This is a genomic window from Chromohalobacter sp. 48-RD10 (assembly GCF_029889785.1).
GTDB lineage: Bacteria > Pseudomonadota > Gammaproteobacteria > Pseudomonadales > Halomonadaceae > Chromohalobacter.
In genome coordinates this window covers 1-24,807 of sequence record NZ_JARANX010000011.1, presented here as the reverse complement: position 1 = coordinate 24,807, position 24,807 = coordinate 1, and the positions used below count along the sequence as shown (strand labels likewise).

Annotated in this window: 24 protein-coding genes; 16 read left to right on the top strand and 8 right to left on the bottom strand. The window is 61.8% G+C overall.

From position 1 onward, the window contains the following. Window positions 1–42: 42 nt before the first annotated feature. The 9 genes from def (at window position 43) to OP496_RS12000 (ending at window position 9,691) form a co-directional block, all read left to right on the top strand. Window positions 43–555, top strand: a complete 513-nt coding sequence (def, locus tag OP496_RS12040; protein ID WP_280563883.1) for a peptide deformylase — start codon at window positions 43–45, stop codon at window positions 553–555. A 157-nt stretch (window positions 556–712) separates the two neighbouring features. Next, window positions 713–1,687 carry a methionyl-tRNA formyltransferase gene (gene fmt, locus OP496_RS12035; RefSeq protein ID WP_280563882.1) on the top strand — a complete coding sequence of 325 codons (975 nt, stop codon included), beginning with the start codon at window positions 713–715 and terminating at the stop codon, window positions 1,685–1,687. Further along, a complete protein-coding gene (gene rsmB, locus OP496_RS12030; protein WP_280563881.1) occupies window positions 1,684–3,009 on the top strand; it encodes a 16S rRNA (cytosine(967)-C(5))-methyltransferase RsmB in 1,326 nt (441 codons plus the stop codon). Before fmt ends, rsmB begins: the two co-directional genes overlap by 4 nt. 90 nt (window positions 3,010–3,099) lie before the next feature. Then, the gene (locus tag OP496_RS12025) at window positions 3,100–3,747 is read left to right on the top strand and encodes a nicotinamidase (protein ID WP_280563880.1); all 648 of its coding nucleotides are present in this window, start codon (window positions 3,100–3,102) and stop codon (window positions 3,745–3,747) included. Between the two features lie 36 nt (window positions 3,748–3,783). After that, the gene (locus tag OP496_RS12020; RefSeq protein WP_280563879.1) at window positions 3,784–3,990 is read left to right on the top strand and encodes a dodecin; all 207 of its coding nucleotides are present in this window, start codon (window positions 3,784–3,786) and stop codon (window positions 3,988–3,990) included. Window positions 3,991–4,083: 93 nt separating this feature from the next. Beyond that, the gene (trkA, locus tag OP496_RS12015; RefSeq protein WP_280563878.1) at window positions 4,084–5,457 is read left to right on the top strand and encodes a Trk system potassium transporter TrkA; all 1,374 of its coding nucleotides are present in this window, start codon (window positions 4,084–4,086) and stop codon (window positions 5,455–5,457) included. Between the two features lie 46 nt (window positions 5,458–5,503). Further along, on the top strand, window positions 5,504–6,952 hold the full coding sequence (locus tag OP496_RS12010; protein ID WP_280563877.1) for a TrkH family potassium uptake protein: 1,449 nt from the start codon (window positions 5,504–5,506) through the stop codon (window positions 6,950–6,952). Window positions 6,953–7,155: 203 nt separating this feature from the next. Then, on the top strand, window positions 7,156–8,367 hold the full coding sequence (gene sstT / locus OP496_RS12005) for a serine/threonine transporter SstT (RefSeq protein ID WP_280563876.1): 1,212 nt from the start codon (window positions 7,156–7,158) through the stop codon (window positions 8,365–8,367). Window positions 8,368–8,476: 109 nt separating this feature from the next. Further along, complete coding sequence (locus OP496_RS12000; protein ID WP_280563875.1) at window positions 8,477–9,691, top strand: TraB/GumN family protein; 1,215 nt, start codon at window positions 8,477–8,479, stop codon at window positions 9,689–9,691. 92 nt (window positions 9,692–9,783) lie between these two features. Here OP496_RS12000 and OP496_RS11995 read toward each other — a convergent pair whose 3' ends face one another. Then, window positions 9,784–10,734, bottom strand: coding sequence for a GlxA family transcriptional regulator (locus OP496_RS11995; protein WP_280563874.1), 951 nt, complete (start codon window positions 10,732–10,734; stop codon window positions 9,784–9,786). 87 nt (window positions 10,735–10,821) lie between these two features. Here OP496_RS11995 and OP496_RS11990 point away from each other — a divergent pair, with 87 nt between their 5' ends. Beyond that, complete coding sequence (locus OP496_RS11990; protein ID WP_280563873.1) at window positions 10,822–11,514, top strand: DJ-1/PfpI family protein; 693 nt, start codon at window positions 10,822–10,824, stop codon at window positions 11,512–11,514. A gap of 125 nt (window positions 11,515–11,639) precedes the next feature. On the opposite strand, the gene OP496_RS11985 is transcribed toward OP496_RS11990, so the two are convergent. The 5 genes from OP496_RS11985 to OP496_RS11965 all read right to left on the bottom strand — a co-directional run bounded on the left by OP496_RS11985 (window position 11,640) and on the right by OP496_RS11965 (window position 17,725). Further along, the gene (locus OP496_RS11985; RefSeq protein ID WP_280563872.1) at window positions 11,640–13,193 is read right to left on the bottom strand and encodes a BCCT family transporter; all 1,554 of its coding nucleotides are present in this window, start codon (window positions 13,191–13,193) and stop codon (window positions 11,640–11,642) included. 235 nt (window positions 13,194–13,428) lie between these two features. Next, window positions 13,429–14,982 carry a BCCT family transporter gene (locus OP496_RS11980; protein WP_280563871.1) on the bottom strand — a complete coding sequence of 518 codons (1,554 nt, stop codon included), beginning with the start codon at window positions 14,980–14,982 and terminating at the stop codon, window positions 13,429–13,431. 119 nt (window positions 14,983–15,101) lie between these two features. Then, entirely contained in the window at window positions 15,102–15,884 is a 783-nt protein-coding gene (locus tag OP496_RS11975; RefSeq protein WP_280563870.1) for a DTW domain-containing protein, read from the bottom strand. Window positions 15,885–15,939: 55 nt separating this feature from the next. Beyond that, window positions 15,940–16,890, bottom strand: coding sequence for a bile acid:sodium symporter family protein (locus tag OP496_RS11970; RefSeq protein ID WP_280563869.1), 951 nt, complete (start codon window positions 16,888–16,890; stop codon window positions 15,940–15,942). 106 nt (window positions 16,891–16,996) lie between these two features. Then, window positions 16,997–17,725, bottom strand: coding sequence for a Sir2 family NAD-dependent protein deacetylase (locus OP496_RS11965; RefSeq protein ID WP_280563868.1), 729 nt, complete (start codon window positions 17,723–17,725; stop codon window positions 16,997–16,999). Between the two features lie 101 nt (window positions 17,726–17,826). On the opposite strand from OP496_RS11965, the gene OP496_RS11960 reads away from it, so the two are divergent. The 5 genes from OP496_RS11960 to OP496_RS11940 all read left to right on the top strand — a co-directional run bounded on the left by OP496_RS11960 (window position 17,827) and on the right by OP496_RS11940 (window position 21,439). Then, window positions 17,827–18,612 (top strand): pseudouridine synthase, encoded by a 786-nt coding sequence (locus OP496_RS11960; RefSeq protein WP_280563867.1) that lies wholly within the window; start codon window positions 17,827–17,829, stop codon window positions 18,610–18,612. 24 nt (window positions 18,613–18,636) lie between these two features. Beyond that, window positions 18,637–19,461 (top strand): tRNA cyclic N6-threonylcarbamoyladenosine(37) synthase TcdA, encoded by an 825-nt coding sequence (tcdA, locus tag OP496_RS11955; protein ID WP_280563866.1) that lies wholly within the window; start codon window positions 18,637–18,639, stop codon window positions 19,459–19,461. Then, a complete protein-coding gene (locus tag OP496_RS11950) occupies window positions 19,458–19,688 on the top strand; it encodes a DUF1653 domain-containing protein (protein WP_280563865.1) in 231 nt (76 codons plus the stop codon). Before tcdA ends, OP496_RS11950 begins: the two co-directional genes overlap by 4 nt. A gap of 146 nt (window positions 19,689–19,834) precedes the next feature. Continuing rightward, the gene (gene purE, locus OP496_RS11945) at window positions 19,835–20,344 is read left to right on the top strand and encodes a 5-(carboxyamino)imidazole ribonucleotide mutase (protein WP_280563864.1); all 510 of its coding nucleotides are present in this window, start codon (window positions 19,835–19,837) and stop codon (window positions 20,342–20,344) included. Continuing rightward, window positions 20,345–21,439: a 5-(carboxyamino)imidazole ribonucleotide synthase gene (locus OP496_RS11940; protein WP_280563863.1), complete on the top strand. Its 1,095-nt coding sequence runs from the start codon at window positions 20,345–20,347 to the stop codon at window positions 21,437–21,439. 81 nt (window positions 21,440–21,520) lie between these two features. On the opposite strand, the gene bfr is transcribed toward OP496_RS11940, so the two are convergent. Both bfr and OP496_RS11930 read right to left on the bottom strand, forming a co-directional pair. Further along, entirely contained in the window at window positions 21,521–22,000 is a 480-nt protein-coding gene (bfr, locus tag OP496_RS11935; RefSeq protein WP_280563862.1) for a bacterioferritin, read from the bottom strand. Window positions 22,001–22,310: 310 nt separating this feature from the next. Continuing rightward, on the bottom strand, window positions 22,311–22,514 hold the full coding sequence (locus OP496_RS11930; protein ID WP_280563861.1) for a (2Fe-2S)-binding protein: 204 nt from the start codon (window positions 22,512–22,514) through the stop codon (window positions 22,311–22,313). 271 nt (window positions 22,515–22,785) lie between these two features. Here OP496_RS11930 and OP496_RS11925 point away from each other — a divergent pair, with 271 nt between their 5' ends. Then, window positions 22,786–23,418: a lysophospholipid acyltransferase family protein gene (locus tag OP496_RS11925; protein WP_280563860.1), complete on the top strand. Its 633-nt coding sequence runs from the start codon at window positions 22,786–22,788 to the stop codon at window positions 23,416–23,418. The last annotated feature ends 1,389 nt before the right edge of the window (window positions 23,419–24,807 follow it).

Here is a 24,807-nt window from a genome sequence, read left to right as displayed (position 1 = left end):
CGGACAAATTTCACGTGACAGCATAACGGTTTTCTTAACGCCATGGCCAAGCTGACCATTCTCGAATTTCCCGATGGACGCCTGCGCAAGAAGGCGGCGCCCGTCGAGACCGTCGACGACGAGATCCGTACGCTGGTCGACGACATGCTCGACACCATGTACGACGCCCAGGGCATCGGCCTGGCCGCGACCCAGGTCGACGTGCATCGCCGCGTCATCGTCATGGATGTCAGCGACGATCGCTCACAGCCCCGCGTACTGATCAATCCCGAATACACGCCGCTGGGTGAAGAACGCGAGCCCATGCAGGAAGGCTGCCTGTCGATCCCCGACCATTACGCCGAGGTGCCGCGTGCGTTGCGGGTATCGCTCAAGGCGCTGGATCGCGATGGCACGCCCTACGAGCTGGAGGCCGATGGCCTGCTCGCTCACTGCATCCAGCATGAGTGCGATCACCTCGAGGGCACGCTGTTCGTCGACTATCTCTCGCCGCTCAAGCGCGACCGAATCATGAAAAAGATGCAGAAACGCCACAAGGCCATGCAGGACGCCTGAGGCCACGCAAACCTCTCGCCTCGCACTCGCCAAACGGGCCGGCACTTGCCGGCCCGTGGCATTGAACGAACATGCCCGCCAGCGCAATGCGGCTTCTGCCATCGCCGCCGTATCCGCTATCATCCAGATCCCGCAAGCCGTTACGGAAGTCCGCCCGATGTCCCAATCTCTGCGCGTCGCATTCGCCGGCACGCCCGATTTCGCCGCCGCCAGCCTCGCGGCGCTGCTCGAAAGCCGCCACGAGGTGGTCTCGGTGCACACTCAACCCGACCGTGGTGCAGGACGCGGACGCAAGCTCACGCCCAGCCCGGTCAAGGCGCTGGCGCTCGAACACGCGCTGCCCGTCCATCAGCCCACCACGCTCAAGGACACCGATGCCCGGCAAACACTCGCCGACTGTAATGCCGACGTGCTGGTCGTCGTCGCCTATGGATTGATACTCCCGCAAGCGGTACTCGATATCCCGCATCTGGGCTGCCTCAACGTGCATGCCTCGCTGTTGCCCCGTTGGCGCGGTGCGGCGCCCATTCAGCGCGCCATCGAAGCCGGCGACACGCAAAGCGGGGTGACCATCATGCAGATGGACGCCGGCCTCGATACCGGCGACATGCTGCTGGTACGCGACACGCCTATCACCGCGACGACGACCAGCGGCGAGCTGCACGACCGTCTTGCCACATTGGGTGGAAAGGCCATCGTCGAGGCGCTCGACGCCCTGGCGGACACGGGCCTGACCGCGACGCCTCAACCGGCGGAGGGCGTCACCTACGCCACCAAGCTGAGCAAGGCCGAGGCCGAACTCGACTTCACGCGCCCTGCCGCCGAACTCGCCGCCCGTGTGCGTGCCTTCAATCCCTGGCCGGTGGCCTGGACGCGCCTCGCAGGCGACGCACTGCGTCTGTGGTTGGCCGACCCTGCCCCCGAAACCGGCGCCGCCGAGGTCCCCGGCACGCTGCTGGAAAGTACCCCGGACGCCCTGCGCATTGCCTGCGGTCCCGACGGCACCCAGGTGCTGCACATCACTCGCGCCCAGCTTCCCGGCGGCAAGCCGCTCGCGGTGCGCGATCTGCTCAATGCCCGTGGCGAGCGCTTCGCTCCGGGACAGCGACTGGGTCAGGAGACCAACTCATGAGTACACCGGACATTCGCGCCGTCTGCGCCTCCGCCCTGTCTCCCGTACTCGACGGCAAGGGATCGCTGAACGCCCTCGATAGCACCTTGGAATCCGCGGGTGTCGAAGGTCGCGATCGCGGCCTGGCCAAGGCGCTGTGCTTCGGGGTCTGTCGCACGCTGCCGCGTCTCGAGGCACTCTCCAAAATCCTGCTGCGCCAGTCATTCAAGCGCCGCGACCAGGACGTCCAAGCGCTGCTGCTGCTCGGCCTCTATCAGCTCTTGTATATGCGTGTCCCCGAGCACGCCGCCGTGGGTGAAACCGCTGGCGCCGCCCGCACGCTGGGCAAGGGCTGGGCCACGCGCGTTCTCAATGGCTGCCTGCGCCGCTTTCAGCGCGATACCCAGACACTTCAAGCGCAGGTCGATCGCGATCCCAGCATCGCGCTGCTGCATCCCGAATGGATGCTCACGCGTTGGCGCGAGGCTTGGCCCGACGACTGGCGCACATTGGCCGAGGCCAACAACCAGCCCGGTCCCATGACGCTGCGCGTCAATCGTCGCCATGCAGACCGCGAAGGCTACCTGGCCCGCTTGCGGGACGCCGGACTGGCCGCCGAGCTCACGCCGTACGCGGCGGATGGCGTGACCTTGCACGAGGCCTGCGACGTGCGCGCCCTGCCCGGTTTCGAAGAAGGCGCAGTCAGCGTGCAGGACGAGGCCGCGCAACTGACCGCATCACTGCTCGAGCCGGCCCTGGCCACGACATCCAAAGCCCGCGTGCTGGATGCATGCAGCGCCCCCGGCGGCAAGACCGCCCACCTGCTCGAAACCTTCGATCTCGAACTCACCGCCCTGGACAGCGACGCCGAGCGGCTCGACCGCGTCGACGCCACCCTGGCACGCCTCGGGCTCGAGGCTACCACAGTGGCCGCCGACGCCAGCCGCCTCGACTGGTGGGACGACCAAGCCTTCGATGCCGTGCTGCTCGACGCGCCCTGCTCGGGCACTGGTGTCATTCGCCGCCACCCGGATATCAAGCGCTTGCGCCGCCCCCGCGATATTCGTGAACTCGCCGCCCTACAGGCGCGTCTGCTCGACACCCTGTGGACGACCCTCGCCCCCGGCGGCACGCTGCTCTACGCCACCTGCTCGGTGATGCCCGAAGAGAACCAGGACCAGATCGCAGCCTTCCTCGCCCGTACCCCGGACGCCAGCGCCGACGAACTCGACGTCGCCTGGGGCCGCTCCGCCGGTGCCGGGCGCCAGCTCCTGCCGCACATCGAAGGTCACGATGGCTTCTTCTACGCGCGTCTGCACAAAAGCACGTCTGCGCAACACTGAGGCGTCACCGCCGGCCTACGCCGCTTCCGCCTTGCCAGCGGCGTACGCGGCTTCGATACTGTAGGTATCGCACCCCTAAGTGGAGCCCTCGTGTTGCAGGATGCCCTCGAGATCATCGATACGCGCTGTGCCCTGCTCGTCATCGACGTACAGCCCGACTTCATGCCCGGCGGCCCCCTGGCCTGTGCCGACGGCGACGCCATCCTGCCGGGATTGAGCCAGTTGCTCGGCGAGCGACGTTTCGCGCATGTCGTGGCGACCCAAGACTGGCATCCCGCTCGGCACGTCTCCTTCGCCAGTGAGTATGCAGATTATCAACCCTTCGACACCCTCGACCTGTACGGCGAGCCGCAGACTCTATGGCCCGATCACTGCGTGCAAAACACGCCTGGTGCCCGCCTGCATCCCGAGCTCGACTGGGCGCCGGTGGATCTGATCGTGCGCAAGGGATGCGATCCTCGCGTCGATTCCTACAGCGCCTTTCGCAACAACCTGGGGCCCGATGGCACACGTCCCACTACGGGGTTGGCCGGCTGGCTACGCGAACGTGGTGTCGACAGCGTCTATCTCTGCGGCCTGGCGCGTGACGTATGTGCGTTATGGAGCGCCGAGGACGCCGTCGCCGCGGGTTTCAAGACACGCTTTCTGTGGCCGCTGACACGCCCGGTCACCCACGACACGGACGCCGCCACGCGGCAGCGTCTCACTCGGCTCGGTATCGAGATCATCGGCGCTTGAGCCAACCCATCGCACTTGAAGCGCAAGGAGAACGCCATGAGCGATCACGTCTACAAGCACATCGAACTGACCGGTAGCTCGCCGCACGGTATCGAGGATGCCGTGAACAAGGCGCTGGAAAAGGCCCGCGAGAGCCTGCACGGCATGCGTTGGTTCGAGATCATCGACACTCGCGGCCATCTCGAGGACGGCCGCGTGGGCCACTGGCAAGTCACCCTCAAGGTCGGCCTCTCCCTCGACTGACCGGGCTCGTGCCCACGCGCCGTGGCGCCCCTGTCATTGGGGGCGCCGCCTGGTTTATGCTACGCGCCAGTCACTGAGCGCGGATTCCCTCGCATGAAGATCATCATCCTCGGCGCCGGCCAGGTCGGCGGCACACTGGCCGAACATCTGGCCAGCGAAGAAAACGACATCACCGTCGTCGATGTCGATACCAAGCGTCTGCGCGAACTGCACAACCGTCTGGATATCCGCACGGTCGTCGGCACGGCGTCCTACCCCATGGTGCTGCGCCAGGCCGGGGGCGAGGACGCCGACATGCTGATCGCGGTGACCAACTCCGACGAAGTCAACATGATCGCCTGCCAGGTCGCGCATACGCTTTTTCGCACGCCGACCAAGATCGCCCGCGTCCGCGCCACCGCCTATCTGACGCGCAAGGGGCTGTTTTCCCACGATGCGATTCCCGTCGATGTGCTGATCAGCCCCGAGCAGGTAGTCACCGACCATATTCGCCGCCTGATCGAATATCCCGGCGCGCTGCAGGTGCTCGATTTCGCCGGCAGCCTGGCCCAACTGGTGGCGGTCAAGGCCTACTACGGCGGCCCGCTGGTGGGTCAGGAACTCGGCTTCCTGCGGCGCCACATGCCCAATGTGGATACCCGCGTGGCAGCGATCTATCGCCGCAACCGAGCACTCATCCCTCACGGCGACACCGTCATCGAAGCCGACGACGAAGTCTTTTTCATCGCTGCGCGCAAGGATATCCGTGCAGTGATGAGCGAGTTGCGCAAGGTCGACCGTGACTTCCGCCGAGTGATCATCGCCGGTGGCGGCAACATTGGCGAGCGCCTCGCCGAGACACTCGAGCACAGCCACCAGGTGAAGATCATTGAGCATGAGCTGGAACGCTGCACGGTACTCTCGGAGCGCCTCGACCGCACCGTGGTGCTGCACGGCAGCGCGACCAGCAAGCGCTTGCTGCTGGAAGAGAACATCGAGGACTGCGATATCTTCTGCGCGCTGACCAACGACGACGAGGTCAACATCATGTCGTCGATGCTGGCCAAACGCCTGGGGGCCAAGAAAGTTCTGACGTTGATCAACAACGCCGCCTATGTGGATCTCGTCCAGGGCGGCGAGATCGATATCGCCATCTCGCCGCAGCAAGCCACCATCGGTGGTTTGCTCACGCATGTACGGCGCGGCGACATCGTCAACGTACACTCGCTGAGACGTGGCGCGGCAGAGGCCATCGAGGCCATCGCCCACGGCGATTCGCGCTCCTCGAAGGTGGTGGGACGCACCATCGACGAGATCGACTTGCCCAACGGCACCACTATCGGTGCCATCGTGCGCGGCAAGGAGGTTCTCATCGCCCACGACGATATCATGGTGGAAAGCGGCGACCATGTGATTCTCTTCGTCATCGATAAGCGCCGCATCCGCGACGTCGAACGCCTTTTCCAGGTAGGGCTGACGTTCTTCTGATGAGTAATCGGTTACCCACGACTCCCGTTTCTACAAGGCGACTACCATGAGCTTTCTGGTGATCCTGAGGATCGTCGGGCTGTTGCTCATGCTGTTCAGCCTGACCATGGTGCCACCGGTGGTGATTTCGTTGATTTTCGACGACGCCACCTGGGATGCCTTCGTCATTGGGTTGGGCATCACTTTCATCACCGGGGCGCTGCTTTACTGGCCCGCACGTCATGCTCGACGCGAACTGCGTACTCGCGATGGTTTTTTGATCACCGTGATGTTCTGGAGCGTACTGGGGCTGTTCGGTTCGCTGCCGCTGATGCTTGCCGCAGACCCGTCACTATCGTTCACCGATGCCGTATTCGAGTCGTTTTCCGGCCTCACTACCACCGGTGCTACCATTCTCACCGGCATCGACCTGCTGCCCGAGTCGATCCGCTTCTATCGCCAGCAACTGCAATGGCTAGGCGGCATGGGGATCGTGGTGCTGGCGGTGGCGATCCTGCCGACGCTGGGCATCGGTGGCATGCAGCTCTACCGCACCGAGATTCCCGGTCCGCTCAAGGACTCCAAGCTGACGCCGCGTATCACTGAAACCGCCAAGGCCCTGTGGTACATCTATGCCGCCCTGACCCTGACGTGTTTCCTGGCGTATTGGCTGGCGGGCATGAGCTGGTTCGACGCCATCGGTCACAGCTTCTCGACCGTCGCCGTCGGTGGCTTCTCGACCCACGACGCCAGCATCGGCTATTTTGACAGCGCGACCATCGAACTGATTTGCGCGTTCTTCATGATCGTCTCGTCGCTGAGCTTCGGGCTCCACTTCGCGGTGTGGCGCGAAAAGCGCCTGAGCCATTATTTGCTCGACCCCGAATTTCGCTTTTTCGTGATCTTCCTGGCGCTGCTGGTCAGCGTCACCATCGCCACGCTCATGTTGAGCGGCACCTACGACGATACTCTAGGATTGCGCCACGGCTTGTTCGAGACGGTCTCGATAGCCACCACCACCGGGTTCGGCGTCGCCGACTTCACCGCTTGGCCGGGGGTTTTGCCGTTCATGCTATTCATCGCCGCTTTCGTCGGCGCCTGCTCGGGTTCCGCCGGCGGGGGCATGAAGGTGATTCGCATCCTGTTGATCCTCAAGCAAGGCCTGCGCGAGATTCACCGCCTGATTCACCCCAATGCGGTGTTTTCGGTCAAGGTCGGCAAGATGCGCATCTCCGGGGGCGTGGCCGAAGCTGTGTGGGGATTCTTCTCCGCTTATATGCTGCTTTTCGTGCTGATGTTGTTGATCCTGCTTGCCACCGGGCTGGATCAGGTGACGGCCTGGTCGGCGGTGGGCTCGGCCCTCAACAACCTGGGTCCGGGACTGGGCAGCGTGGCCACGCATTACGGCGACATGCCGGATCTCGCCAAGTGGACCCTGGTAATGGCAATGATGTTCGGGCGCCTGGAAATCTTCACTATCTTGGTGCTGTTTACACCCGCCTTCTGGCGACGCTGATCCAACACGGCACTATTCACCATGAAATAGCGAAATCTCTCCGATTCATGCTATATGAGCGGAACTTCACACTCTCTTTTAACTAAAGGATAAAACCAGCGAGGTCGATTCGTCGGGTATCGCGATGGCGGCAATGCTACCATGCGCGCTTCCCGGCCCACCGCGACGGGCCTTTATCCGTTATTCAGCATCGAGAAAGCGTCATGTCCACCAGCCTCGCAAGCCCTCTACGCGCGGTAACCCGCCTAGGGCTCATCCCGCAAATCGTCATCGGCATCGTGCTTGGCATCGTCGTGGCCACCGCCTGGCCCGATGCTGCCGCCTCGATATCGCTTCTGGGTGAGGTGTTCATCTCAGCCCTGAAAGCGGTGGCACCGGTGCTGGTCTTCCTGCTGGTCATGGCAGCCATCGCCAACCACCGTCGCGGCCAGCGCACGCATATTCGCGGTGTACTGGTGCTGTACGTTGTCGGCACCCTGTGCGCCGCTTTGGTGGCCGTCGTCGCCAGTTTCGCAATTCCCACCACGCTGATCATCGATGCACCCCAGGCGAGCGGCGAGCCGCCGGGCGGCATCGCCGAGATCCTGCGCAACCTGCTGCTCAACGTCGTGGACAATCCCGTTCATGCGCTGATGAACGCCAACTTCGTGGGTATTCTGGCTTGGGCGATCGGGCTGGGCATGATGCTGCGCGGCTCCTCGGAGACGACGCTCGGGATGCTCAACGCCTTCTCCGATGCCGTCTCCAACATCGTACGCTTGGTGATCCGCTGCGCACCGCTGGGCATCTTCGGGCTGGTCGCAGGCACGCTCGCGGATACCGGTATGAATGCTCTCCTCGACTACGCCCATCTGCTCGCCGTCATCGTCGGCTGCATGGTGTTCGTGGCACTGGTCACGAATCCCTTGATCGTATTCCTGGCCACCCGGCGCAACCCGTACCCACTGGTCTTCGCCTGCCTGCGCGGCAGTGCCATCACCGCGTTTTTCACACGCAGCAGCGCCGCCAACATTCCCGTCAACATGGAGCTTTGCGAGCGCCTCGATCTGGACTCCGACACCTATTCGATCTCGATTCCGCTGGGCGCCACCATCAACATGGCCGGTGCCGCCATCACCATCTCGGTGATCACCTTGGCAGCCGCCCATACCCTGGGGATCGGCGTGGACTTCGCCTCGGCGCTGCTGCTGTGCATCGTCGCCTCGCTCGCTGCCTGCGGCGTTTCCGGCGTGGCCGGCGGGTCTCTGCTGCTCATCCCGATGGCCGCCAGCCTATTCGGCATTTCCAATGACGTAGCCATGCAGGTCGTCGCCATCGGCTTCGTCATCAGCGTCGTGCAGGATGCCACGGAGACCGCGCTGAACTCGTCCACCGATGTGTTGTTCACTGCTGCGGCGTGCCGCGCCAAGCGCTGATTCGTACATTCGACGCCCCGCTCACCGTATCATCGAGCGGGGCCGGGTTTGGCCCGCCCCCTGCCATCGTGGATAATCGAGCTTTTCTGCCACCGAAGCGAAACGCCGCATGCCCGATACTCACGCCGGCCCTCGCCAGGTCATCGATCAGGGTGAGACCCGTTATACCCTCCTGGGGACCGCCCACGTCTCGCGCGCCAGCGCCGACGAGGTTCGCGAGCTGATCCGCTCTGGCGACTTCGACGCCGTGGCCATCGAGTTGTGCCCCACACGCCACCAAAGCGCCACGCAGCCAGACGCCATGGCCAAGATGGATCTCTTCCAGGTCTTGCGCCAAGGCAAGGCCGGCATGGTCGCCGCCAGCCTTGCGCTAGGCGCCTTCCAGCAGCGCGTCGCCGAGCAGTCCGGCGTGACGCCGGGTGCCGAGATGCAGATGGCAATCAAGGAAACTCAGCGTGCGGACTTGCCGTTGTATCTCGTCGATCGCGACATTGGCGTGACCCTCAAGCGCATCTATCACAATGTGCCCTGGTGGCAACGTATGAGCCTGGTTTCAGGGCTTCTGGGCAGCGTGGTCTCGCGCAAGAAAGTCTCCAGCGAGGAGATCGAACGCCTCAAGGAAGGCGATGTGCTCGAGTCGACCTTCGCCGAGTTCGCCGAACAGTCGGAGTCGCTTTACGCGCCACTGATCCGTGAGCGCGATCGTTACATGGCACTACGCCTGCGCGAGGAAGTCGCCGGGCAAGCGCCACGGAATATCCTGGTGGTCGTCGGCGCCGGCCACATGAAAGGTCTGGGAAAGCATCTTCAAACGCTAGGGCAACAACCGCCCAGCGCCGAGGAAGTCGACGAGGAGCGGCGCTCATTGGAAGTCACCCCGGCCCGCTCCAAACTTTGGAAAGCGCTACCATGGGTCATCGTCGCACTGGTACTGACCGGCTTCGCCATCGGCTTCTCCCGTGATTCAGGACTCGGCTGGTCGCTGGTCGGCGAATGGTTTCTGATCAACGGCGCACTCTCGGCGCTGGGTACCGCCATTGCGCTGGCCCATCCACTGACCATCATCGCGACCTTCATCGCCGCGCCGCTGACCTCACTCAACCCCACCATCGGTGCCGGTTTCGTCGCCGCTGGCGTGGAACTCGCCATACGCCGCCCCACGGTGGGCGACTTTTCACGCCTACGCCATGACGTCAGCACACCGCGCGGCTGGTGGAAAAACCGCGTCGCCCGCACGCTGCTGGTGTTCCTGCTCGCCACGCTGGGCTCCGCCGCCGGCACCTGGATCGCCGGGCTGCGTATCGCGGGGCAGTTGTTTGGGTAAGCCTGGACGCTGTTATGTTCCAAAGCGCTAGCCAACGCCGGGTTTAAGCAGGGATGGTCGCTCGATGCAAGGCTAGCACTGCAGAACAGTCATCAGGGATGCCGATGATCCGACGCTATACGGCGCAGCGCCTGTGGTGTCTGGCCAAAGCAACGCAGGAAGGCACGACGCATGCGTTCCGGGTCATTGAACCCGACGAGGCAAGCGATCGTCTCCACAGGCTTTAGAGTCTGCTCGACACGCCAGCGGGCGGCTTCAGCCCGCAGCCTTTCAACGGCGCGTGCAGGCGTCTCGCCGGTTTCGCGCTTGAATATTCGTGTGAACTGGCGCGGACTCTGGCAAGCAACGCTAGACAGAACATCCACTGTCAGCGAAGCATCCAAGTGACGACGTATGTAGTCGAGCACGAGTCGAGTCCCATCGGAATCGGGCTCGAGATCGGAGAGCGTGGAAAACTGTGATTGCCCGCCTGGGCGACGATAATAGACTACCAGCTCACGGGCGACGGCCTGGCTGATATCATGACCACAGTCTTCCTCGATCAAGGCTAACGCGAGATCGATACCGGCACTAGTGCCGGCCGACGTCCAGATGTGCCCATCGCGAACATAGATCCGATCCGCCTCGACGTGAATATCGGGATAAGACTGCTGCAATCGTAAAGCACCGCGCCAATGCGTGGTCACACGCCGACCACTCAAGAGCCCGGCGCCAGCGAGAACAAAAGCCCCTGTGCAAACACTGGCCACACGCCGAGCGCGATACGCTGCCTGCTTCACAGCCTCGAAGCTACTATCCGGTAGTTTTTCGGGGTGACCACCGCCCACCACGATCAGCGTATCCACCGAGCATTCATTCAGCGCACGAGTGGTGATCTCCACGCCGACACTATTTTCCAACCGACCACCCTGCTCCGAGAATACGTGCAATTCGTAGGGCGATATTTCATCCACCCGTCCGGCAAGACCAAACGCCGACATCGGCCCGGCTAGGTCCAGCGTTTGATGATTCGGATAAACGAAAAAACCGATCGATAGCGTCATGGCGGAAAACGAGGGTTATAGGTCATTTGAGACTATCACGGTACAGGCTAATCTAAACCTCCAACTCGTTCTACAGAGGAAACTATCGTGGACTCAAAGCTACGTATTGTCATACCGATCTACCCCGGTGTAACGCACCTGGATTTCACCGGTCCTCATCAATTCTTCTCGCGTACGCCGCAGGTCGACGTGGTGGTCGCCTCCATCGGCGGGGAGCCCGTCGACGCCCAGGGATTGACATTTTCCAACCTGGACGACCTGATAGACATCGCTTCTTGCGACGTTCTCTGCGTTCCCGGTGGCCTGGGCTGCCTCGATGCAGCCGAGGACAGCCGTTTTCTCAACGCCATTCGACATCTGGCCAGTACCGCACAGTTCGTGACCTCGGTCTGCACCGGCTCATTGATTCTGGGAGCGGCGGGCCTGCTCCACGGAAGACGAGCCGCCTGTCACTGGGCGTGGCGCGACATGCTGCCATTGTTCGGCGCCACCCCGGACCCGGCGCGTGTCGTGCGCGATGATGAGATCATCACGGGCGGCGGTGTCACCGCCGGGATCGATTTCGCGCTGACCGTCATCGCAGTACTGTTCGATGACGAGACCGCTCAGCGCTCTCAACTGACTCTCGAATATGCGCCCGCGCCGCCGTTTGATGCCGGACGCCCGGAGACGGCCCCGGCCACCATCCACGACCATGTCGTCGCCGACATGGCCGAGATACAGGCCTCGCGACATCAACAGGCACAACGCCTGGTCGAACATGGGGAGACTAGACGTTAGAACTTCTGATCGCCTGTCGAAATATCAGATAATTCTTAACCGCCTTTCTCCAGCATCCCACAACGACAAGCGCCCCGGCATCCAATATGCCGGGGCGCTTTTTCATGCACGGCATCGAACGTCGATTACGACGTAACGATTCTCTGACGCTTGGCCATGGCATGCGCGGCGCGCGGCCCCAGCCACAGCGTAGGCAGCAGCACCAGCGACACGGGGAACGCGGTGATCACGATGAACTGCTGCAAGACGCTGATCTGTCCCGCCCCCATGTACAGCAGAATCGCCGCCATCAACGCCATGGCCAAGCCCCAGAACGCTCGCAACGCCGGCTGGGGATCGTCATGACCGGCATTGACCACGGAAACCGCATAACTCATGGAATCGCCGGTGGTCGCCACGAAGATCGTGGTCAGCAGCAGAATCGCCAGCGCCATCAGCTTGCCGCCCGGCAGCGCTTGGGCCACCGCCAGCGTGGCAACATCGAACTGGAAGTTTTGGAGCGCGTCGCTCAGATCGATGGCACCGCTCATCTGGTAGAAGATGCCCGAGCCACCCAGCAGCGTGAACCAAACCGAAGTGGCCACGGGGGCGAGCACGGCCACGGCGACGACCATTTGACGGATGGTACGGCCCCGTGAGATACGCGCCACGAAGATCGCCATCAGCGGCGCGTAGCCGATGAACCAGGCGAAGAAGAATACCGTCCACCATTTCATCCACCAGTCCGGCGCAGTCTGCGAGGTCATGGTGGACATCTCGAAGAACGACCCCAGATAGGTGCCGAAGCCCTGAAGCCAGCTATCGAACAAGAACTGGGTCGATCCGAACAGCAAGATCACGGCACCGATACCCAACGCCAGCATGACGTTGAAACGGCTCAGAAACTGGATGCCTCGGTCGATACCGGTGATCGCCGAACTCACATAGAGCCCGCCCAGTACGACGAGGATCATTAACTGGGTGCCATAGCCCTCGGTCACGCCAAACAGGGTATGCAGACCGAAATTCATCTGCGTGGCCAAAAAGCCAATGGGGCCTACGGTACCGGCCACCACGGCGATGACGCAGACGGCATCCACCACGCCACCCAAGGCACCGTGCATGCGTGCCTCGCCCAGTAGCGGCGCCAACAGCGTGCGCGGTTGCAGCGGCAAACCGCGATCGTAGTGATGATACGACAATACGATAGCCGCCAAAGTACCCAGCACCGACCAAGCCTGAAATCCCCAGTGCATGAAGGCCTGTGCCAGCGCATTGGGCACCGCTGCCGGCGTGCCCGGCTCACTGGAAAACGCCGGTGGCGTCACCACGAAATGGTAGATAGGTTCGCCGGCAGCAAAGAATACACCGCCGCCGCCCAGCAGCGTGCACAGAATGATCGACACCCACTTGAAGGTGCCCATATCCGGCTGTTGTCGATTGCCGATGCGCGCGCGACCCGCAGGTGATACGGCCACGCACACGGCAATCAGGAAGGTCAGCAGTAATAGTAGCTGGAAATAGGCTCCCAGATTCTTCGCCGTCCAGGCGAATCCGATGCCGATCACCGCTGTCATGGCGGCGGCATCGGTCAACGACAACACCACAAACAGAATGATGAAGCCGATAGTTAGCCCCATCACCGTCGGGTCGCCAAAACGCGTGCCCGAGCGCGTGGCGCTCGCTTCATATTGAGTCATCTGTTTCCGGTTCCGGTCATCGCGTGAGGGACGCACCCTACCGACCTTCGTCAAACACGGCAAATCGAAATTTCAACATCGAGCGCGCCGAGCGCCGTAAAAGAAGACAAGGTCACCAATCATATGCAATGCACACCGTGTATTTCATCCGAGCCATGACACCCCGCCGATAACGACAAGCGCCCCGACATGCGATATGCCGGGGCGCTTTTTCATGCAAGGCATCGAACGTCGGTTATGACGCGACGACTCCCTGACGCTTGGCCATGGCCTGCGCGGCGCGCGGCCCCAGCCACAGCGAAGGCAGCAGCACCAGCGATACGGGGATCGCGGTGATCACGATGAACTGCTGCAAGACGCTGATCTGCCCCGCGCCCATGTACAGCAGAATCGCCGCCATCAACGCCATGGCCAAGCCCCAGAACGCGCGCAACGCCGGCTGGGGATCGTCATGGCCGGCATTGACCACGGAAATCGCGTAGCTCATGGAGTCGCCGGTGGTGGCCACGAAAATCGTGGTCAGTATCAGTACCGCGAGTGCCATCAACTTGCCACCCGGTAGCGCCTGAGCCACCGTCAACGTAGCGACATCAAACTGGAAGTTTTGGAGCGCTTCGCTCAGATCGATAGCGCCGCTCATCTGGTAGAAGATGCCCGAACCGCCCAGCAGAGTGAACCACACCGACGTGGCCACGGGGGCGAGCACGGCCACGGCGACGACCATCTGACGGATGGTGCGACCCCGTGAGATACGCGCCACGAAGATCGCCATCAACGGCGCATAGCCAATGAACCAGGCGAAAAAGAACACCGTCCACCATTTCATCCACCAATCCGGTGCGGTCTGCGAGGTCATGGTGGCCATCTCGAAGAATGATCCCACATAGGTGCCGAAGCCCTGGAACCAACTATCGAACAGGAACTGCGTCGGCCCGAAGAGCAGGATGACAGCGCCGATCGCCAACGCCAGCATGACGTTGAAACGGCTCATCAGTTGGATGCCTCGGTCAATGCCGGTGATCGCCGAACTCACATAGACCCCGCCCAGCACGATGAGGATCATCAACTGCGTGCTATAGCCCTCGGCCACGCCGAACAGCGTATGCAAGCCGAAGCTCATCTGCGTGGCCAAAAAGCCGATGGGCCCCACGGTGCCAGCCACCACGGCGATGACGCAGACGGCGTCTACCACGCCACCGAAGACGCCACGCATGCGCGTCTCACCCAACAACGGTGCCAACAGCGTGCGCGGTTGCAGCGGCAAGCCACGATCATAGTGATGATGCGAGAGCACGATGGCCGCCAGAGTGCCGAGCACCGCCCAGGCCAGAAAGCCCCAGTGCATGAAGGACTGCGCCAACGCATTGGGAATGGCTGCCGCAGTCTCCGGCTCGCTGGAAAACGCCGGCGGTGTGACCACGAAGTGATAAACCGGTCCCCCGGCAGCAAAGAAGACGCCACCACCAGCCAACAGCGTGCACAGGATGAGCGACACCCACTTGAAGGTGCCTATGTCCGGATGTTCTCGATTGCCGATACGCGCACGTCCCGCAGGCGATGCAGCCACGCCCACGGCGATCAGGAAGGTCAGCAGCAACAGCAGCTGGAAATAAGCCCCCAGGGTTTTCGCCGTCCAGGCAAACCCGGCGCCGATCACCGCCGTCATGGCGTCGGCATCGATCAGCGAAAGCGCCACAAACAGCACGATGAAGCCAATCGTCAGCCCCATCACCGTCGGGTCGCCAAAACGCGTGCCCGAGCGCGTGGCGCTCGCGTCGTGTTGAGTCATCTGTTTTCGGTTCCGATAGTCGCGTGAAGGGCGCACCCTACCGACCTTCATCGAACACGGCAAATCGAAACTTCAAGATCACGCGCGTCCGGCGCCGTAAAAGCAGACAAGGTCGCCGATCATGTGTAACTCACATCACTCGCGCCATCCGCGTTGCCACGCCGCTCGAGCAAACGCCGCATCGCGCCGGAAGGCGCTTCGACCTGGCGATCACGCCGACTGGAGGCGTAGTTCTCGTTGAACACCTCGAAGTAGTCGTCGAGGATCGCTGAGGCCTCAACGTCACCACTGAGGCTCAACAGCTCGGCGGCGACTTCGGCAGTACACAGATGCTCGCTGGAGGCCGACTTGCGCAGCCGGTAGCGCGTCTGTCGCGACGTCTTGAGTGGTAGCACCGGCAGCGAGGCCAGGTACTCGCTACGCCGGAAGATCCGCCGCGCCTGACGCCAGGTACCATCGAGAAGGATGAACACCGGTATGCGCGGCGTGGCCAGCACCTCATCGACCGCGTCGGGCCCTACCACGCGCTCGGTGTAGTCCGCCTGATCGTCGGGAAAGACGACGAACGGCGCGAAGCGGTCGTCGTCGAGCAGCGCCAGGAGCCGCGGGTCAGGCTCGGTGCGATACCAAGTAAAAACCTCGGTCTCGGGCAGGATATGGCTGATCAGACGACCGGTATTGGTCGGCTTGTAGTGCTCTATGGGATGCGTCAGCAGCCAGAAGTGGGCGCGACTCTCAGCCACCACACGATACGGACACAAGCAGTTGAGCGCCGGTAGCCGGCAGTCCGGGCAACGCGAGACGAAGCTACCGCGCGCATTGAACGGCTTGCGCGGCGCTTCGGGGTCATAACCGGTCGCCACCGTGGCTGAATCGGTCGGCGTATCGTGGGATTCATGCATGAGGTATCAGGCTGGGTCGAAAAGGCCGGGCATTCTAGCATGCCCGGCCGGGCGTTTATCCACGCGTCGTCGAGGCCGCAGGCGGCGCATTCGAAATGTGGCGGCGCTTCCAATAACCCGCCAGCAGCGAGCCGGAGACGTTGTGCCATACCGAGAACAGCGCCCCGGGCAGCGCCGAACTCGCAGTGAAGAACTGATTGGCCAGGGTCACCGCCAGCCCGGAGTTCTGCAGGCCGACCTCGAAGGCGATAGTGCGCGCGGTGCGTGTATCGAAGCGCAGCGCTCGCGACAGGCCGTACCCCGCCGCGAGGCCGATGCCGTTATGCGCAATAACCGCCAGCGCCACGATCGGCCCCAGCGTGCTCAGCCGCCCGGCATTCAGTGCGACCACGATAGCGATGATCAAGACGATGGCCGCCATGGCCAGAGTGGCCAGGGCCGGTTCCACGCGCTGAATATGCGTCCCCAGCAGGTGATGGATCACCACACCCACCACGATGGGCGCGACTACCAACTGGGCAATGCTGATCAACATGCCCAGCACTGGCACGTCGATACTCTGGCCCAGCAGCAATAGCGTGATCAGCGGTGTGGCGACCACCGAGATCAGCGTCGAGACCATGGTCATCGACACCGAAAGCGCCACATGTCCGCCGGCCAGCCAGGTCATCACATTGGACGAAGTCCCGCCCGCCGTGGCGCCCACCAGCACCATGCCGATGGTCAATTCCGGCGACAGGCCGAGGACCCGCGACACCAGTAGCGCCGCCAGCGGCATGACCAGAAACTGCAGTATGACGCCCACGGCGATGGGCTTGGGCGACTTCACCACGCGCGCGAAATCACCCTTGGCGAGCGTCAGCCCCATGGCGAACATGATGATCACCAGCAGCGTCTTGATATAATCGGCCAGGCCAGTGAAAAGCTCCGGCACGAAGGCGGCAATGGCGGCCAGCAAGATGGCCCAGACGGGAAATAGACGATTGATACGTTCGAAGATTGGCATGTGCGTGTCCTAGCGTGTCGCGTCGGTACTTTATGCACCTTTTTATGTATGAAAGATGAAGCACGTAGTGTGCCGTAAAACGTGGCACAGGCGAAGTGCATCGACTTCAGGCCCAGTCCGGCACCCATAGGCTATCCACTTGTCGCCAGTGTTCGACCAGCGTCGGCACGCCTTGGCTTGCCGGTTGCGCAATGGCGCGTACGCCGCGGGGCGCGAGCGACTCGGCCTGAGGGTCGACGAGCAGGCACGGCGCCTCGATTGGCGCTTGATCGAGCAGCATCGCCGCCGGCATCACCGCCAACGAGGTGCCCACCACCAGCACGAAATCCGCTTCGGCAACGACATCGCAGGCCTGGGCGTAACCCGGCACCGGCTCGCCGAACCACACCACGTCCGGGCGCAATTGGCTGCCCTTGTCGCATAACTCTCCCATCCGGATGCCCTGCCGCCCCACCGGGTAGCGCAAGCTGGCATCGGCACTCGAGCGCGCCATGAGGATCTCGCCATGCAGGTGCAATACATCGCGCGACCCCGCCCGCTCGTGCAGATCGTCGATATTCTGGGTGATGACGCTGACGCGAAATCCGGCCCGTTCGAGTTCGGCCAGCGCGTGATGCGCGGCGTTGGGCGATGCCTGGCGGGTCTGCTCGCGGCGCTCGTCGTAGAAGCGCAGGACGCTTTCGGGATCACGCTCAAAGGCCTCGGGCGTGGCGACATCCTGCACGCGGTGGTTTTCCCACAGGCCATCGCCGTCGCGGAACGTCTTGAGGCCGCTCTCGGCGCTGATGCCCGCCCCGGTGAGGACGACGAGATGCGGTGCCTGATGCTCGCTCATGCCTGCCTCCTGATGTGGTTGCGTCGACTTCGTCATCGGCTGTACATCCTACGTGGCAACGTCGACAATAGGCGCCCTTCGAGCGAGCCGAAGGCCCCTTCATGACGTTGGAATTGCCCGTACTCTATCAGGACGAGCGCATGGTTGCCGTGCATAAGCCCTCGGGCATGCTCGTCCACCGCAGCGCGATCGCCGCCGATGCGCAGGTATTCGCCCTGCAAACTCTGCGCAATCAGCTCGGGCGCCATGTCTATCCGGTACACCGGCTCGACCGACCGACCTCGGGGCTTTTGCTCTTCGCGCTGGACCCGGAAATGGCCAAGGCGCTGGGCGAGGAATTCACCACACACCGCGTGCACAAGCGCTACCTGGCGGTGGTCCGCGGCGTCGGCCCGGAGCAAGACGTGCTCGATTACGGCCTGCGCGAGGAAGATGGCAAACGTCCCAAGTCGGAAATGCCCGAACTGGCCGCCTGGACCGCCGTGCGCCGCCTGGACAGCGTCGAATTGCCGGTACGCATCGACCGTTATCCCCAAGTGCGCTATTCCTTGATGGAGGCCCAGCCCTGGACCGGCCGGCGGCATCAGATTCGCCGCCACCTTTCACGGCGCGGCTACCCGATCATCGGTGACGCCAAGCATGGCAAGGGCGCCCACAATCGCTTCTTCCGCGATCATCTGGAAAGCCCGCGCCTGTTGCTGGCGGCCGTAGGCATGACGCTCTGGCACCCCGAGCACCAGCGCACGCTACACATCGACGCGCCCCTGGCCGATGACATGCGCACGTTGTTCGCGCGCTTCGGCTGGCAGGGCCACGCCCCGGCGACGCGTGTCGACTGGCACGAGACACGCCCTGTTTCGCTATGGCCCGCCGGCCACGACCGGTAACGCCCGGTAACGAGGAAAGATCACATGCACGACGATTACGATTTCCGCTTCGGGGGCATTCGCCGCCTCTACGGCACCCGCGCCGCGATCTTTTTCCGCCACGCTCATGTGGTCGTCATCGGCGTGGGCGGCGTGGGCAGTTGGGCTGCCGAGGCGCTAGCCCGCGCCGGCATCGGTACCCTGACGTTCATCGATCTCGACGATGTCTGCGTGTCCAACGTCAACCGCCAGTTGCACGCGCTGGACGGCACCATCGGGCGCCCCAAGGTCGAGGTGATGGCAGAGCGCTGCCGCGCCATTCAGCCGGGCATCAAGGTGCACGCGGACACCGCCTTCGTAACGCCGACCAATCTCGCCGAGCGCCTGCCCGAGGACGCCGACCACGTCATCGACGCCATCGACAGCGTCATCGCCAAGAGCGCGTTGATCGCCTGGTGCAAGCGCCGCAAAATCGGCCTGAGCGTCACCGGCGCGGCGGGCGGCCAAACCGACCCTACGCGGATCCGCGTCGCCGACCTGACGCGCACCGAACACGACCCGCTACTGGCCAAGGTACGCGCGCGCCTGCGGCGGGATTTCGGCTTCTCGCGCAATCCCAAGCGACGCTTCAGCGTCGAATGCGTCTACTCCGACGAGCAGCTCGTCTATCCCGACGCCGATGGCGAAGTCTGCCAGCAAAAACCCGGCAATGGCGAGTCCACGCGCCTCGACTGCGCCAGCGGCGTCGGCGCCGCCACCTTCGTCACCGGCACCTTCGGCTTCGTGGCCGCCTCGCGCACGCTCGCGCGCCTCGCCGCCAAGGCCGAGCACGAACCGGCCGATCCTCACGTCACGGAGACATCCACATGAGCCACGAGACACGCCCGGTTCCCGGCATCTATCGTCACTACAAGGGCGCCAGCTATGAAGTGCTGGGCGTCGCGCAGCACAGCGAAACCGAGGAATCGCTGGTGGTTTATCGCGCGCTATACGGTGACTACGGCCTCTGGGTGCGCCCCTTGACGATGTTCTGCGAGACCGTCGAGGTCGCCGGCGAGCCAGTGCCGCGCTTCGAGCTCGAGGCTGCCTTCCGTTGAGCGGCGTACGCCGAGCAAAATGAGCACCTCGAGATACGTACGTTGAAATAAGCACGTCGCTGCCCCACGCGGCCTGCGATGCTACAATGCCGCGCTTCTCGTTTCGCGACGCCATGACGTTGCCACACATCCGAAGGAGAGAACGCATGAGCGCACTGGTTGGTGTCATCATGGGCTCGGAGTCCGACTGGGCGACCCTGTGCCACACCGTCGACACGCTCGAGGCACTGGGCATTGAGCACGAGGTCAAGGTCGTCTCTGCCCACCGCACGCCGGATTTGCTGTTCGACTACGCCGCCGGTGCCGCCGAGCGCGGGCTGGAAGTCATCATCGCCGGGGCCGGCGGTGCCGCGCATCTTCCCGGCATGGCCGCCGCCAAGACGCCCCTGCCGGTGCTTGGCGTGCCCGTGCAGTCGAGCATGCTCAGCGGCGTCGACTCGCTGCTCTCTATCGTCCAGATGCCTGCCGGCATTCCCACCGGTACCCTGGCCATCGGCCGTGCCGGCGCTATCAACGCGGCACTACTGGCCGCCGCCATGCTGGGCAACAAGTATCCGGATATTCGTCAGGCGCTTGAGACTTATCGCGACGCACAGACACAAAAGGTGCTCGACGCGCCCGATCCGCGTCCCACCGACGACACGCAGGAGGCATGAATGAATATCGGTATCGTGGGCGGCGGCCAACTGGGTCGAATGCTGGCACAAGCGGGCGCACCGCTGGACATGCGCTTCACCTTTCTCGATCCGTCGACCCAAGCCTGCGCCGCCATCCACGGCGTCCATATCTGCGCTGAGTGGGAAGACGATGAGGCGCATCAGGCGCTGATCGAAGCCAGCGACGTCATCACCTTCGAGTTCGAGAACGTCTCGACGATGGCGCTGACGCAGCTCGCCGAGCAGCGCCCTGCCTTTCCCCCGGCCAAGGCGCTGGAAACGGCGCGTGACCGTGGCGCCGAGAAATCGCTGTTCCAGTCACTGGATATCGCCATCGCGCCCATCGCGTTGATCGAGAACCAGACCGACCTGGACCGTGCGGTGGCCGAGATCGGCCTGCCGGCGGTGCTCAAGACCCGCACGCTCGGCTACGACGGCAAGGGCCAGAAGGTATTGCGCAATGCCGAGGACGTGCCCGGTAGCGTCGCCGCACTAGGCGATGTGCCGCTGATCATGGAAGGCTTCGTCGACTTCGATCATGAAGTCTCGGCCATCGCCGTGCGCGGCCGCGACGGCGAGGTGCGGGTCTGGCCGCTGTCGCGCAACGAGCATCGCCAGGGCATTCTGCATCGCACCGAGCCGCAGCCCGACCACCCGCTGCAGGCCAAAGCCACCGATTACGCCACGCGTGTGCTCGAGGCGCTGGATTACGTCGGCGTCATGGCCTTCGAGTTCTTCGTCACCCGCGACGGCGAACTACTGGCCAATGAAATCGCCCCGCGCGTGCACAACTCCGGGCACTGGAGCATCGAAGGCGCGACGACCAGCCAGTTCGAGAACCACCTGCGCGCCATCTCTGGTTTGCCACTGGGCGAGGCTACACGACTCGTGCCCTGCGCCATGCTCAATATCATCGGCGCCTTGCCCGATCGCAACGCCGTGCTCAGCGTCGCCGGTGCGCACCTGCACGACTACCACAAGGCGCCCCGCCCCGGCCGCAAGATCGGCCATGTCACGGTCCTCGCCCCAGACGCGGCCACGCTAGCCGAACGCACCGCCGACGTCGAAGCGCTACTGGTCAACGACCTGGGCTGAGCCCCCACCTCGCGCCATCCGCCGTAACGTAAGATGCCCGCCAATCGGCGGGCATCAGGTATCGGCATGGCAGCGACGCGATCACTCGTCGTCGGCGTTCATCTGCTGCTGCAGGTAATTCTGGATACCCACCTTGTCGATCAGGCCGAGTTCGGTCTCGATCGTGTCGATGTGCTCTTCCTCGTCATTGAGGATACGACGGAACAGATCACGGCTGACGTAGTCGCGCACTTCTTCACAATAGGCGATGGCATCGACCAGGTCCTGCCAGCCCGTCTTCTCGATGGCGAGGTCGCACTCGAGCATTTCCTTGGTGTTCTCGCCGATGTGCAGCTTGCCCAGATCCTGCAGGTTGGGAATGCCCTCGAGGAACAGGATGCGCTCGATCAACTCATCGGCATGACGCATCTCTTCGATGGATTCGTCGTATTCCCACTTGCCGAGCTTGGCCAGCCCCCAATCCTTGTACATCTTGGCATGCAAGAAGTACTGGTTGATCGCCACCAACTCGTTGCCCAATGCGGTATTGAGGTACTGAACGACCTTGGTATCACCTTTCATCGTCACGTCTCCCTGAAGATCCATTTAGTTTTAAAGCAATGATGACCAACCAATCGTAACCCAGCCACCCCTGCCATGGAATATAGGGAGTATCGACTATTTCGCCGAAAAAGTCGAATTAAGACAAGATCTTGCCGTGAAAAGGCCGCATTTGTGAAGGATTGGAAATAACAGGCGAGAACGATTGCCACTCCGCCTGCGCCAAGCGCCAGATACTAAAACGCCGCTATCCAATGGGATAGCGGCGTTTGGCGATGATGTTCGATATGCAGCGACGCGACGCAGCGGCGCGTGGTTAAGCGATGCCATCCTAGACAGCGTAGGCCAGATCCGCACTCGGCATCATTTCCTGAGTGATGGCATCACGCGTGATGGCCTTGGCCGTACAGGCACAACGACCGCACTGAGTCGCACACTCGGTGCGCTCGCGCACTTCATCCCAACTACGCGCGCCGTCTTCAACGGCCTCGCGAATGGCATTATCGGTCACGCCTCGGCATATGCACACGTACATTCCATCACCTCGCTGATCACTCTGATAGGGAATGTAAATGATTCGCATAAAGACTTTCAACCCCCAATCACTCTCTTTTCGCTCGGTAGAGGCACGACTTTGGTTGCATGTATCCGGGAGGCGTACGTAAGGGCTTGATGTCGTGGCACAATCGGGCAGGTGGTACGGTGCTTACGCCAGCACCAGCTCGTCAGCGGCTTTCTACGGCCTCAACCCCGAAAATCAGCGGCGCGGTATGAATTAAAATCAGAATCAAAAGGGTCAATCACGAATGACAGCTAACAAACAACCCAACAACGTCGATGTCAAACCTTCGCTAATGCAACGATTAGCTTCACGATTGCTACGCATGGCGGGCTGGAATATTCACCCTTTTCCGGACACTCCAAAAGCCATGGTCGTCGCCGGGCCGCACACATCGAACTGGGACGGTGTTCTGGGGCTAGCCTGTGGCATTGCGCTAGGACTTGATGCCCGCTTCATGATCAAGCACACCCTGTTCAAAGGGCCCTTCGGTTGGCTTTTGCGTAAACTTGGAGCCATTCCGGTAGATCGTACGCAAGCTGGCGGTGTCGTCGAACAAGCCGTTGAGCAGTTCAAAACAGATGACCATATGGCAATTGTGGTTACCCCAGAGGGAACACGGAAGAGCGCCAAGAAGTGGAAAACCGGTTTTCACCACATTGCACGACAAGCCGGCGTACCGATAGTTCTGGCAGTGGCCGATTATCGTAAAAAGCAGCTCACTTTCCCTATCATCCTGCAGCCTACCGAAGATATCGAAGCGGACATGCAGAAGCTTTACGAAGGCTTTGCCGAGGCAATACCTCGCCGACCGGAAAGGCTTTCTGAGCCGGTGAAAATACTGTGGGAGGCCAAAAACCATAGGGACCAAAAGCTATAGAGGCCAACGTCACCTCGGCATGGCGGCGAACGAAGGTCGCCAGCGTGGCGCTCTGATCGTGGTTGAAGGCGTGAAGCGGGGCATGACAGCCACTCCGTGTCTATTTACCCGATCCTATCAAAACTTCGCCGTCAGTGGGATTCTCTACAGGCCAACGCCCGCAGCATGCACGGCTTTGGAATGGAGGCGAAACCGCAATGGAACAGACGTCGCCGTGCCTGCGATTGTTAGGCACTGGACTCATAAGTCCCACTCAGGCGAGCTCTGTTCTTTAAGACTATAGGGTGTGTGAAAACGATCCACATATGGGCCAGACCTGATATGATTCATCAAGCGCCAAAACCATTGCTTAGCAATCTCCTGAGTGATCCCATCTGGATAATCGACCCGATAGGACAACCCATCATTTTCGGGTTTGTATGAAACTGCGAACAAGGGCTCCAAGTATCTCTGAACACCCCAGCGCACCTCGTTTAACAATTCCGCCATCCAGGTTGCATAGTAAATGAAATAGTTTTTCTCCAGATACTCCTAAAAATCTTCTAACGCGACAGGAATCAACTCAACAGGAACATTGTAGCCGTGCTCAGAGAAAATTCTATGAATGCCTTTGGAAACACCAGTTAATCTTTAAATATTGTGCTTTGAACTATTTCCGGAAATTTTCAAAAACTCAATTCTTGATACTCCTATTTCTGCATTAACATCCAGTGTGGGCAACCAAAGTTTCACAGGGGCCTTTTGATTTAACCAATCTTTCAATTCCTGAATCGCACCTTAAAGTTTGCAACTACTGCCATCAATGCCAAGGTTCTTATTGGTGCAAACCGTATCGAGTATATCAACACAAGATCCAGAAACGCCGGTCAATCGACTGTCTCCAGCTTCTTTGGCGAAATCAAGGAATCGAATAATGAACAACGACCGATGAACAAAATCCTTGAAACAAACAAGCGCTTCGCCAGCTGATCTCGAGTTTTTTCTAACGTCTAGCAAGGCATGATTAATTATCTCGTTAACCACCTCTGTGCAGATGCATAACCCTATGGCTTCTCGCTCGGTACTGGTCAGATCCATACTCAATTCCGTTGCCTAACGCCTTAGCTCACCTGCCGCTATGGAGCGCTAGCGGAATAGCGGTCAGGTGCAGCGCGTTGTTATGCAAATTGTTCTACGACTGTAGACAGACTTTGCGGTTTTTGGAACTGTGGTAGTGTACTAACGGCAAACCATAGTGCGGGCGCCGCCGATTAACCTCCCTCATCGGTTCCCTCACTTGCATCATGAAGCAGATCATGAACCTGTTCAGCGATAGGGGTGGGAACCTGCCCATCCTTTCCGGCCTGACGCATCAGACGGTTATCCTTGAGCGCGATCGACATTGCCGCC